Source organism: Selenomonas ruminantium AC2024, from assembly GCF_000687995.1.
Taxonomy (GTDB): domain Bacteria; phylum Bacillota; class Negativicutes; order Selenomonadales; family Selenomonadaceae; genus Selenomonas_A; species Selenomonas_A ruminantium_B.
Window position 1 is genome coordinate 1,688,577 of record NZ_JIAC01000001.1, and the last position, 12,281, is coordinate 1,700,857.

Consider the following 12,281-nt stretch of genomic DNA (forward strand, 5'->3'; position numbering starts at 1 on the left):
AACGTGAGATTATATGAAAAACCGGCTCATGTACTCCATGACATGCTGGTGAATAAAGAGATTACAAGTGTAGAGCTCACCGAAGATGTGCTTGCGCGCATCGACGAGGTGGAAGGCGACGTTAAAGCATATTTGACCGTAACCCGCGACGAAGCTTTGGCACAGGCCAAGGCTGTGGACGAAAAGATTGCCCGCGGTGAGGAGATTTCCTTCCTCGAAGGTATCCCGGGCGCCATCAAGGACAATATCTGCACCAAGGGCGTAAAGACGACCTGTGCATCCAAGATTCTGGAAAACTTCGTACCGCCTTATGACGCTACGGTAATGACCAAGCTCAAAGCTGAAAATCCAGTTATCTTGGGTAAGCTCAACATGGACGAATTTGCCATGGGCGGTTCTACGGAAAATTCTGCGTACCATCCGACCTGCAACCCCTGGAATACGGAATGCGTACCGGGCGGTTCTTCGGGCGGCAGCGCAGCATCTGTTGCTGCTGGTACGGCAATTTGGTCGCTTGGCTCGGATACGGGCGGTTCCATCCGTCAGCCGGCATCCTTCTGCGGCGTGGTAGGCTTAAAGCCGACCTACGGTCGTGTTTCCCGTTATGGCCTCGTGGCTTATGGTTCTTCTTTGGACCAGATTGGCCCTGTGACCCGTGATGTGACGGACTGCGCGAACATCCTCAACATCATCGCCGGCCATGATGATATGGACTCCACTTCCAGCGCTGCGGAAGTGCCGGACTTCACCAAGGCTTTGGTGGAAGATGTGAAGGGCCTCAAAATCGGCCTGCCGAAGGAATATTTCGTCAAGGGCATGGACCCTGAAGTGGAAAAGGCCATCCGTACGGCCATCGAAAAGTACAAGGAAATGGGCGCTGAAATCGTCGATATAACGCTTCCGCATACGGATTATGCAATTTCTGCCTATTACCTCATTGCACCGGCTGAAGCTGCTACCAACTTGCAGCGTTATGACGGTGTAAGCTATGGCGAGCGTGTGGAAGGTGAAGACCTCGTCGCTATGATGACCAATACCCGTACGGAAAAATTCGGTGAGGAAGTAAAACGCCGTATCGTTATCGGTAACTACGCTCTGTCTGCCGGTTACTATGATGCTTACTACCTCAAAGCCATGAAGGTGCGTACGCTCGTAGCGGAAGACTATGCCAAGGCCTTTGAACAGGTGGATGTAATCTTGGCACCGGTTGCCCCGACGACGGCCTTCAAGATTGGCGAAATGGCTGGCGACCCACTGCAGATGTACCTGCAGGATGCCTGCACCGTACCTTTGAATCTGGCTGGTCTGCCGGGGATCTCCATTCCCTGCGGCATGAGCAGCAAGGGAATGCCCATCGGCATGCAGCTTATCGGCAAGGCGCTCGATGAAGAAACCATTATCCGTGCGGCTTACACCTATGAACAGAGCCAGGAGTATCACACGAAAATGCCGCAGCTGGGAGGTAACAACGAATGAAGTACGAAGCCGTCATTGGCCTGGAAATACATTGCGAATTAAAGACGAAAACCAAGATTTTCTGCGGTTGTGCCACGGAATTTGGTGCTGACCAGAACACTCATGTGTGCCCGGTTTGCCTGGGTATGCCCGGCGTGCTGCCCACGGTAAACCAGCGGGTGGTGGAGTTCGGTATTAAAGCTGGCCTTGCCACGAACTGCGAAATCAACAAGTACAGCAAGTTTGACCGCAAGAACTATTACTATCCTGACCTGCCGAAGAACTGGCAGACGTCCCAGTACGACCTGCCGATTGCTGAACATGGCTGGGTGGATATTGACGTAGAAGGCGAAAAGAAACGCATTCGCCTGACCCGTATCCATATGGAAGAAGATGCCGGCAAGCTTGTGCATTCTGGCACGACCATCAAGGATTCTGCTTCCAGTAACGTTGACTACAACCGTACCGGCGTGCCCCTCCTCGAAATCGTATCCGAACCGGATATGAGCTCGGCTGAAGAAGCCCGTGCCTATATGGAAAAAATCAAGGCCATCATGGAATACATTGATGTGTCCAACTGCCGCATGGAAGAAGGCAACCTGCGCGCCGACATCAACGTTTCCCTGCGCCCGGTTGGCACGAAGGAGCTCGGCACCCGTACTGAGATGAAGAACATCAACTCCTTCAAGAATCTCGAAGATGCCATCAATTACGAAATCGAGCGTCAGACGGAAGTTCTCGAAGACGGCGGCCATATCGTGCAGGAAACCCGTACCTATGACCCGGCCCGCGGCATTACGCTGTCCATGCGCAGCAAGGAAAATGCTCATGACTACCGCTACATGCCGGAACCGGACCTGCCGCCCATCGTAACCAGCGAAGAAACCATCGAAAAGTACCGCAGCGAACTGCCGGAACTGCCCGATGCCCGCCGTGCACGCCTCGAAAAGGACTTCGGCCTGTCCGATTACGATGCCGGTATCATCACGAGCTCCCGTGCTATGGCTGAGTATTTTGATGCCGTAGTGGCTACGGGGGCTGATGCCAAACTGGCTGCCAACTGGATGATGGGCGACCTTGCCAAGAACCTCAACGAGGAAGGCCTAGACATCAGCAAATCACCGGTAGATGCACAGCGTTTGGGTGAAATGATTCAGCTCATCATGAAAGACACCATTTCCGGCAAGATTGCCAAGAAAGTCTTCAAGGAAATGTGGACGAATACCGACAGCCCGGAAAAAATCGTCAAGGATAAGGGGCTCGTGCAGATTACCGATACCAAGGCAATCGAAGGCATTGTGGACGAAGTTATCGCCAACAACCAGAAGGCCGTTGACGACTACAAGAGTGGCAACAAGAAAGCCATCGGCGCACTCGTAGGTCAGGTTATGAAAGCCTCCAAGGGTAAAGCCAACCCGCAGATGGTCAACAAGCTATTGGCTGAAAAATTAGGCTGATTTTTATAGAATACAGGAAGGGGATGCCAAACGGCATCCCTGTATTCTCTTTTAGGGAGGAAATTATGCAGTATAAAGCAGCCATCTTTGATTTGGATGGCACATTGATTGACTCTTTGGCTGATTTGGCAGACAGTGCCAATGAAATGCTCACAAGCTATGGCTATCCCACTCACGATATCGATAAATACCGTTACTTCGTGGGCAATGGTTCCCGTAAGCTCATTGAACGCTGCCTGCCCGCTGACAAAGCCGCAGATTCGGCCTTTGTGGATGAAGCTTTGGCGAAATACAAAGAATGCTACGACCGCAATCTTACCCATAAGACCGCTTGCTATGACGGTATTATGGATATGCTGCAGACCTTGCAGATCAGGAATATCCCCTTGGGCATCTGCACCAATAAACATCAGTCGGCAGCCGATATCATCGTGGCAAAATTATTTCCGCAAGATATGTTTGTATCCGTTATCGGTGACTGTAAGGATTTGCCGCGCAAGCCTGACCCAAAAAAGGTGTTGTTGATTGCCGGTAAGATGGGCGTAAAGCCGGAAGAAGTTGCCTATTTTGGGGATACCAGCGTGGATATGGATACGGCAAAGAATGCTGGCATGTTGTCTGTCGGCGTAACCTGGGGATTCCGTCCCAAAGAGGAATTAGTGGAGCATGGGGCGAAGATACTGTTGGATACCCCCATGGAATTATTCAGTAAGGTAGAGTTTTAAGAAAGAGGAAGTTATGAGCAAAAAAGTTCCCGTCGAAAAAGGAAAAGCTTATGAAATCGCAATCAACACGCTGGGTACCAGCGGTGAAGGCGTTGGCCGCTATGATGATTTTACGGTATTTGTGCCCTACGCCCTGCCAGGAGAAACGGTGGAAGCGGTTATTGATGAAGTCAAAAAGACCTATGCCAAGGGGCATGTTAAGAAAATCATCAAGAAAAGTGCGGACAGGGTGGAGCCGATTTGCGGCATTTACGATAAATGTGGCGGCTGTCAGCTGCAGCACCTTGACTATATGGCTCAGCTGAACGCTAAGCGTCAGCAGGTTATCGACGCGGTGACGCGTATCGGCAAACGGCCGGACTTGTATGTTGAACCCACTATTGGCGCTGCTACGCCGTGGAATTACCGCAATAAAATGCAGTTTCCCATCGGTAGGGAAAAGGGCAAGACCATTATCGGCTGCTTTGCACAGGGAAGTCATGCCATCATTGACACCACGGACTGTCATATTCAAAAGGAAGGCAATAACGAAGTGGTCAATGCTGTGCGTGAAATTGTAACCAAGCTCAATATCCCCGTCTATAATGAGGACAAGCATACCGGCGTACTGCGTCATGTGGTAGGCCGCGTGGGCAAGAACGGTGACATCATGGTGGTTATCGTCACGGCGACCAAGAACATGCCCAAGGAAAAAGAATTTGTCAAAATGCTGCGAGCAAGACTTCCCAAGGTGGTCAGCGTTCATCAGAATATCCAGACCTACCATAACAACGTCATTATGGGCCGCGATACAAAACTCCTTTGGGGTCGTCCGACCATTCAGGACAGCATTGGCCGCCTGAACTTCCATATATCGCCGCGTTCCTTCTTCCAGGTCAACACGAGTCAGGCAGAAGTTCTCTATAACAAGGCACTGGAATATGCTAACCTGAGCGGTCAGGAAACGGTTATTGACGCTTACTGTGGTACGGGTACGATTACCCTGTTCCTTGCACAGAAAGCGCATAGCGTTATCGGTATCGAAATCGTGAAGCCGGCTATCCTCGATGCGCAGAAAAATGCCCGCGATAACAACGTGCGCAATGCTGAATTTATTGTAGGCGATGCCACCAAGGTTATGCCGCGTCTCTACAAGCAGGGCGTCCGGGCAGATGTGGTGGTCGTAGACCCGCCACGGGCAGGCTGCACGCCGACGGTTCTCGAAACCTTTGCCAATATGCAGCCGGAACGCATTGTCTACGTTTCCTGCAATCCGGCAAGCCTTGCTAGGGATATTGCTATTCTTGACGAACTAGGCTATAAGGCCATGAAAGTACAGCCTGTGGATATGTTCCCGTGTACTTCGCATGTTGAGTGTGTGACGTTGCTACAACGGAAAGAATCGTGAAACTCTTTGCGTTTAATATGATTTGACAGATACGCAAAAAAGCAGCCGACTGATATCAGTTAAATGGTATTCGTCGGTTGCTTTTTTATACGAGTAGGGATGCTATTGAGACTATTAATGATGAGAATACAATTTGAAGCAGCTGGCTTATGATGTTAATAATGAACATCGTGTAATGGCGAGAGTTTGACTTTTATACATGTCAGTTCTATACTATCTAACCGTAAGGGAGAGATGGAGTAAATGTCTGTGATGTTACGTTATTTTTTGTTTGTTGTTGCTGTTATCGTACAGGCTTCCGGGATAGCACTGGTGGTTAAGAGTATGCTGGGAACTTCACCTATTTCCAGCCTTCCCTATGTCATAAGTCTGGCCTCACCATTTACGCTGGGGCAGATGACATTTTCGATAAACATGCTGCTGGTACTCGGCCAGTACCTATTGCTGCGCAGAGCTTTTGACCATATTCAGTTCCTGCAGATACCGGTAACCTTGATATTCTCTTGGTTTATCGATTTCTTCATGGAGGCGTGGTCTTGGGTCATTCCTACAAATTACATTTTGCAGCTGCTGCCTTTGCTTATCGGCACCACATTGATTGCCTTTGGCGTAGCTGTTCAGGGAATCGCCAATGTGCTGATGCTTCCCGGAGAAGGAATCGTATACGCGGTATCCCGTCATTTCCATATTGAATTCGGCAAGGTAAAAACAGCCAACGATGTCAGTCTGGTATCACTGGCCGCTATGATTTCGCTGGTATATCTTGGTGGAATTGAAGGCATACGGGAAGGCACCCTGATATCTGCCCTGATCACGGGAACTATAGCGAGACATTTCCTTAAACAGCTGAGCAAGGTGGATGAGAATGGTAATTTAGTATTCTATCCGCATTTTCGGGAGAAAAATAAGGGTGCTCAGGATTGTCCGGAGCAAATGATAAGCCTGGAAAATGGATGTAAAATCAAATAACAAAATGGGGTGAGGAAAATCAGCACGGTAATTTACTATTACTCCGCAACGGGTAACTCGTTGTATGTGGCGCGGGAATTGCAGAAAGCGGTCAATGATGTAGAGATAAGGTCGATTGTAGAAGCTATGCAGGAAGATAAGCCGCAGGTCAATGCAGAGTGCGTGGGATTTGTATTTCCTATGCATTACTTTGGCCTGCCGTTGCAGGTTGAGGAATTTTTACAAAAGCTCACGATACTGGAATCTCCGTATATCTTTGCCATAGCTACCTGTGGCGTTCCTTATTGGGGCAGGCCGTTTGTGGATGCGGAAAAGATATTGAAGGAAAAGAATCGACAGATACATGCTGCATGGTATGTACGGCTGGTGTCTAACTACATTCCCTTGCGGGATATAGCTGCAGATTGGCGGATAAATATCCGGGCATGGCTGGCAGAGCGGAAGCTGAAGAAAATAGCCGGTACCATCGAGAAGCGGGAACATCACGCGACATGGCAGCTACTCAGAAAGTTCTGTGCAGGCTATCATGAAAAATGGAAAGCAGAACAACGGAAAATAGATGAAAATTTCCAATGTGATAGGGAAAAGTGTACATCCTGTGGTCTGTGTGAAAGGATATGCCCCAGGGGGAATATCCTGCGCCCTCAGGGACAGCCTGTTTGGCAGCATAACTGCGTAGAGTGCCTGGGATGCCTGCATATCTGTCCTGTTAAGGCCATAGAATATGGCGAAATAACAAAGGGCAGGAAAAGGTACCGGCATAAGAAAATCAAAGTGACAGAGCTAATCAGGAGAACAGGCAACGAGGCGTAAGCGAAGCAGCGGAACTGTAGCAAATAGATAAATGGAGGGATGGACTTGGCTGGAGTAAAAAACAGACGAAGCGTGTGGTCAGGGCGTTAAATGATTGGAATAAGCTTCAATGCACAGAATCGTCTAAGAGAGCTATGCGCTGCTGTGGTTGAAGAGAGCGTGAGCATTATGAATTATGAAGGTACACCCTTTGAATTAAAATAAGAGGAGCATTTATGGTCAATAAAATATTAACCAGCTTTTTTGTGCGCAGGCTTCCGGAAATCAGAAGAAGCAAGGGCATCACAAGAAAAGAAATTGCCAAGGGAGTTGGTATTACCTTAGGCAAGTATGACAAATGGGAAGCCGGAAAGGTTCTGCCGAAGTCAGAGGATATTGCCCGGATCGCCAGCTTCTACAAAATGAGCGTGGATGAATTTTTGGGGCTTACGGAAGAAGAAAGTGAAGCGATTAAACAGAAGTTTATAGAAGATGCCGAAAGGCTTTCGCCTGAGGCGCGGAAGATTGTGGTAGATGCCATGACGGACAAACAGGCATAAAACCTGCTGGGGGTGATGACATGGACTATTCTGTGGAATACCGGAAAAATAAGATGCCAATGGGGCTCTTTCGGCAGAGATATCAGGATAAGGAAAAATTCATGGCATATTGTCGTGAGTGCCCAAGGTACGATACCGTCTGGAGCTGTCCGCCGTTAGATATAGATTCGGAAGTCTATTTATCCCGATTTGCATGGATAAATGTGGTGGGGGCTAAGATCAATCTGGAACGCCATGTGATAGAAGAGGCTGATACCGCAGACAAAATAAAAGATTTGGGCTGGAAGATTGTGTCTGAAGTGAAGCTGCGCATGGAAGAAAAACTACGCAAGCTTGAGAGGGAACTTCCTGGAAGCATATCCCTTTCGTCTGGTGGATGCAATTTGTGCAGAGAGTGCAGCCGGAAAGCAGGTCAGCCATGCAGGTTGCCGGATAAGATGAGATATTCGCTGGATGCCTTTGGCTTCGACCTGAGTGCCATAACCCAGGATATGTTGGGAATCGAAATCCAGTGGTGCAGGGACAGACTGCCGGACTACTTCACCTTGGTTCATGGAATAATGACGGTGAACGAGGTGCCGGAGAAAATATGGTTGTCTATAAAAGCAGATATCAAATAATGCCTGTGATCAGGCAGTGTGTTAAAGAAAAAATCTGAGGTGATAGCATTGGTAAAACTGACAGGCTACTACCAGCTGCCAGGCTCAATTCCGCAGTCGGTGGATTTTGAGGACTTATTCGATAAATCATTTATGCGTAAGTATACGAACTATCGTAGCTTCGAGAAATTCCTGCAAGGGGGAAGATTCCATATTACATCTCAGCAGGATTTCGAGGATCTTCCCGAAGAACAGATGGATAAGCACGTTGTTAAGACTACACGGTTTAGCAGATGGGGAGAAATGATTGATTTCGCGACAGATATCTATGCGCGGAAACAGGATAAGAAGATGTCATAAAAAAACGCCGGGAGCTATTTACCTGTATCCCACAAGGTAGCAAGGTCGAACCAGCGCCATGTCCCGTAAGTTACGGTTTTTACCATCAGGGTAGTATCGAACTGCTCATAACCATTGATGATGTACCAGTGCCAGACGTAATCTTCCATGGATGCTGGTGAAGAAGTGTAAGGCAGGGGATGGGCCAGCCGTTATCAATCTGCTGGATTATGATGTCTTTGGTCGCTTCGAGGCTGTTGTATAAGTGACTTCTCACGTATACAACAGCCTCTCGGTTTATATGGTTAAGCTCTCTTGATAGGAGGATCACAGGTGTTAGGCGGTAATGGGCCAATCTTTGGGTCGTATGGGGGAAGCGTATTTTGTTTGTATGGATAGTCTATTGGGCCAGTTCCCCGTGGGCCGGTATTCTGTTTGTAGGGATAGTCGTTTGGGCCAATTCCATGCGGAACAGTCTCGTTGACCGGACCTACGGCGTTAAAAAGATTTTTCCTTACTGGATAATGAGATTTCTTCCTGATTAATTTTGCGGATAACTTTGCAGGGGTTGCCGACAGCAACACAATTGGCCGGAATATCCTTTACAACTATGCTGCCACCGCCAATAACAGCACCATCACCAATGGTCACACCGGGCATAACATGTACGCCTGCTCCAATCCATACGTTATTGCCAATGGTGATGGGATAGGCATATTCAAGCCCCTGATTACGGCGTTTTATATCCAGCGGGTGTCCTGCGGTATAAAATCCACAGTTAGGGGCGATAAATACGTTGTCGCCAAAGGTGACCTTCGCACAGTCTAATATTACCGTATTGTGATTGGCAAAGAAATTTTCGCCGATTTCGATGTTATATCCGCAGTCACATAAGAAGGGAGCCATGATGTTAAAAGAACCTTTGGTATGGCCAAGAAGGCGTTTCATAATGTCACGTTGCTCGTCTTCTTTTGCTGGATGCAGATGATTGAACTCATAACATAGGGATTTTGCTTTCTGACGCTCTGCTATTAGTTCCTTGTCGTAATTGGCATCATAAATCATTTGGTTGAGCATTTTTTCTTTTTCAGTCATAGTGTGTGCCTCCTGCATTTTTAGATTTATTATAACGCGATACCAAATGAGGAGCAATTTTTATTACTTGACACTGGATTGGCAATATGCTATTGTAAATCCATCAATAGTGGCAAAGGAGCCCAGGCGAAATATAGGTTCGTCTGGGCTTTTTTATACCCTTGGATAGCTGCTGTTGGTAACATATTGGTATTGCAGGACAAAGGTGTCCTAAATCATTGATTTGTGATTTAGGACACCTTTTCTTGCATTTTTACGAGGGGGAAGAAAAAATGATTACATTTCCGTTGTTTACTGAATTAGAAAAACACCGTGATGAGGCCAATGAAAATTTCCATCGTAACATTAGGCCGCAGCTGGTTGAACGGCTCAAAGCCTTTGGTTTTGCGAGTATTAGCGAAGATGTTACGGGGATTATGCAGCTGCAGGAACAGTCAACTCAGAATAAATATGTTCTGGCTATTCGCAAATACGAAATCACAATTCATTTCCAGCATGTAAAAACAGGGGAGCAGTTACTGATTTGTTCCATAAGCAATTTTGAATTAAGTGCGCATGTGATTCTGGATATCATTATTGACTCCATAGACAGTTGGCTACAGTATGGGGAGATTTACGATTACAAGGCTGCGCAGAATCTGACGGAACGGGCAAAGAAAAGACGGTAATCAGGAATAATCGTTGCTTGGAAAAAGGACAGGTGATAAAATAGGCTGGACGATAAGCAAATGGTAAAGGGGACACATATTTAGACCTTTGCCGGGGAAGGAAGCGTATTGGTGTGAATTATTCATTGGCTCATTTGGTAATAATGGCCATGACGATTGGTGTGGTTTTAGCAGGTGGGCTTTATGCTGCAAGGTCAGTAAAATCAGCCGAAGGGTTTAGTCTGGGCGGCCGCTCGGCAGGTATACCAATGATTGCTGGCAGTATTGCCGGAACATGTGTTGGAGGTGGGGCAACGGTAGGAACAGCCCAGCTGGCTGGTTCAATAGGTTTGTCAGCAGTATGGTTTACGATTGGCGTCGGTCTGTCGCTGTTGATTATGGGGCTTATTTACGCGCGTCCGCTAAGATACACGGGACTTGAAACAATATCGCAGTATCTGGTTGAAAACTATGGCAAAGGAGCTGGACGCTTTACCAGTTTTGCTACATCTTTGGGTATTTTGTTCAGCGCTGTTGCCAGTACATTGCCGGGAATTGGCTTGTTGGCAGCATTAACGGGATTTTCGTATGCAGTATCGGCAGGCATATTGCTGTTGTTAGTAATTTTGTATGCTTTTTTCGGCGGGATGAAAACAGCCTCTGTTGGTGGCATATTGAAGATGCTCATCCTGTTCGTGACTTTGTTTGCATTGGGTGTCGTAGCATGGCAGGGCCTTATGAGTGCGACTGAAATGCTTGCCAATAAACCAGAGGGATTCCTGAGTATTTGGGGCATCAGTAATGGTTCTATCCTGAATAATCTTGCCTCTATAATTGTAGGTATGATTTGTACGCAGACCTATATACAGGCGATATTTTCAGCGGCAACACCGCGAACTGCAGCTGTTGGCCTTATATTGGCGGCGATGGTGGCGATTCCTGTTGGCTTGCCGTGTGCAGTTATGGGAATTTATATGCAAACGTTACATCCGGAAATTCCGGCTATGCTTGCCTTACCTGCTTATCTGCTGCAATATGCGTCTCCACTTATGGGCGGTGCAGCACTGGGCGGGATTGTGCTGGGGATAATCGGTTCTGTTGCTGGCTTATCCTTGGGCGTAGGAACGATGGTGGCAAGAGATATGCTGGAGCCACTTTTGAAAATACAATCCGAACAGGGAAAATTGACCTTGATGCGTGTGTCCGTTGTAGCTGCGATAATAATCGCAATGCTGATTGCCATAACCCATAAGGATTCCCAAATCCTGTTTTGGAATTACCTTTCTATGGCACTTAGAGGCTGCGGCATATTTATACCGCTAACACTGGCTATCTTCAGACCAAGGGCAATTTCGCCACGTTGGGCGCTTGCCTCCATGGTGTTATCGCTTGGGGCGTCGATATTTGCAGGATGGGTTCATACGGCTGCGTCACCTATCTTTGTGGGCTTAGGAGTAAGCTTTATTGTAGTGATTATGGGAATGAGTTGGAAAAAGATGACGTCAGAATCCGTTTCTGTGCATGCGCAATAGGGAAGAAATCCTGCTTTGGTATATCAGGCTTGTTACGACATCGATGCATTAACACAGTATCATTTTTGACATCTGTTGTCCGTTTAACTATACTGAAGAAAAGGGGGATTTTAGATGAGTAAACTTACTTTGGACAGAGCCAAGGAAATCCTGGCAAAGCATACTACCGAGGAGCATCTGTTCCATCATGCTGCTGCAGTCAGTGCGGCTATGGGAGCCATGGCAGAAGCCTTTGGCGAAGATAAGGATTATTGGGCTGCTATTGGCTGGCTTCATGATGTGGATTATGAAAAATTCCCGGATGAGCATTGCCATCATGTAAGGGAATTGTTATCACCGGAAGGTGTGGATGAGGAAGACATCAAAGCTATTATCACCCATGGATATGAAATTACGACAGATGAGGCAGAACCGACAAGCAATCTGGAAAAAAGCCTCTTCGCCGTGGATGAACTTACGGGGATTATACAGGCATATGCACTCATGCGTCCGGAAAAAATGGAGGGGATGGCTGTTAAATCTCTGAAGAAGAAATATAAGGACAAGAGATTCGCTGCCAAGTGTAACCGGGAAATCATTGATAAGGGTGTCGAAAAACTGGGAATGGAGCTCAGTGAGGTTATGAACTACTGCATTAAGGGCATGACTGAACATAGCGATGAGATAGGTCTGTAATATCTTTAATGGTAAAATAACTAATAAATTATACTTAAGTAGTATTGAT

Annotated in this window: 13 protein-coding genes; 12 read left to right on the top strand and 1 reads right to left on the bottom strand. The window is 47.4% G+C overall.

From position 1 onward, the window contains the following. Positions 1-3 precede the first annotated feature (3 nt). The 9 genes from gatA (at position 4) to P157_RS0107990 (ending at position 8,304) form a co-directional block, all read left to right on the top strand. The gene (gatA, locus tag P157_RS0107950; protein ID WP_026760530.1) at positions 4-1,476 is read left to right on the top strand and encodes an Asp-tRNA(Asn)/Glu-tRNA(Gln) amidotransferase subunit GatA; all 1,473 of its coding nucleotides are present in this window, start codon (positions 4-6) and stop codon (positions 1,474-1,476) included. After that, on the top strand, positions 1,473-2,912 hold the full coding sequence (gene gatB / locus P157_RS0107955; RefSeq protein WP_026760531.1) for an Asp-tRNA(Asn)/Glu-tRNA(Gln) amidotransferase subunit GatB: 1,440 nt from the start codon (positions 1,473-1,475) through the stop codon (positions 2,910-2,912). Before gatA ends, gatB begins: the two co-directional genes overlap by 4 nt. A gap of 65 nt (positions 2,913-2,977) precedes the next feature. Then, on the top strand, positions 2,978-3,637 hold the full coding sequence (locus tag P157_RS0107960) for an HAD family hydrolase (RefSeq protein ID WP_026760532.1): 660 nt from the start codon (positions 2,978-2,980) through the stop codon (positions 3,635-3,637). Positions 3,638-3,650: 13 nt separating this feature from the next. Further along, positions 3,651-5,024 (top strand): 23S rRNA (uracil(1939)-C(5))-methyltransferase RlmD, encoded by a 1,374-nt coding sequence (gene rlmD, locus P157_RS0107965; RefSeq protein ID WP_026760533.1) that lies wholly within the window; start codon positions 3,651-3,653, stop codon positions 5,022-5,024. A gap of 243 nt (positions 5,025-5,267) precedes the next feature. Next, positions 5,268-5,993, top strand: a complete 726-nt coding sequence (locus P157_RS0107970; protein WP_026760534.1) for a YczE/YyaS/YitT family protein — start codon at positions 5,268-5,270, stop codon at positions 5,991-5,993. A 9-nt stretch (positions 5,994-6,002) separates the two neighbouring features. Beyond that, a complete protein-coding gene (locus tag P157_RS0107975) occupies positions 6,003-6,806 on the top strand; it encodes an EFR1 family ferrodoxin (RefSeq protein ID WP_155266719.1) in 804 nt (267 codons plus the stop codon). Positions 6,807-7,021: 215 nt separating this feature from the next. After that, positions 7,022-7,345, top strand: coding sequence for a helix-turn-helix domain-containing protein (locus tag P157_RS14890; RefSeq protein ID WP_026760536.1), 324 nt, complete (start codon positions 7,022-7,024; stop codon positions 7,343-7,345). 20 nt (positions 7,346-7,365) lie between these two features. Then, positions 7,366-7,965, top strand: coding sequence for a DUF2284 domain-containing protein (locus tag P157_RS0107985; RefSeq protein WP_051598549.1), 600 nt, complete (start codon positions 7,366-7,368; stop codon positions 7,963-7,965). A 39-nt stretch (positions 7,966-8,004) separates the two neighbouring features. After that, positions 8,005-8,304 (top strand): hypothetical protein, encoded by a 300-nt coding sequence (locus P157_RS0107990; protein WP_230578459.1) that lies wholly within the window; start codon positions 8,005-8,007, stop codon positions 8,302-8,304. 477 nt (positions 8,305-8,781) lie between these two features. Here the strand turns inward: P157_RS0107990 and P157_RS0107995 are convergent, their stop codons facing one another. Continuing rightward, the gene (locus P157_RS0107995) at positions 8,782-9,378 is read right to left on the bottom strand and encodes a sugar O-acetyltransferase (protein ID WP_026760539.1); all 597 of its coding nucleotides are present in this window, start codon (positions 9,376-9,378) and stop codon (positions 8,782-8,784) included. A 272-nt stretch (positions 9,379-9,650) separates the two neighbouring features. Here P157_RS0107995 and P157_RS0108000 point away from each other — a divergent pair, with 272 nt between their 5' ends. The 3 genes from P157_RS0108000 (at position 9,651) to P157_RS0108010 (ending at position 12,232) form a co-directional block, all read left to right on the top strand. Beyond that, entirely contained in the window at positions 9,651-10,046 is a 396-nt protein-coding gene (locus tag P157_RS0108000) for a hypothetical protein (RefSeq protein WP_026760540.1), read from the top strand. Positions 10,047-10,159: 113 nt separating this feature from the next. Then, positions 10,160-11,557, top strand: a complete 1,398-nt coding sequence (locus P157_RS0108005) for a sodium:solute symporter family protein (RefSeq protein WP_026760541.1) — start codon at positions 10,160-10,162, stop codon at positions 11,555-11,557. A gap of 114 nt (positions 11,558-11,671) precedes the next feature. After that, positions 11,672-12,232, top strand: a complete 561-nt coding sequence (locus tag P157_RS0108010) for an HD domain-containing protein (RefSeq protein ID WP_026760542.1) — start codon at positions 11,672-11,674, stop codon at positions 12,230-12,232. The last annotated feature ends 49 nt before the right edge of the window (positions 12,233-12,281 follow it).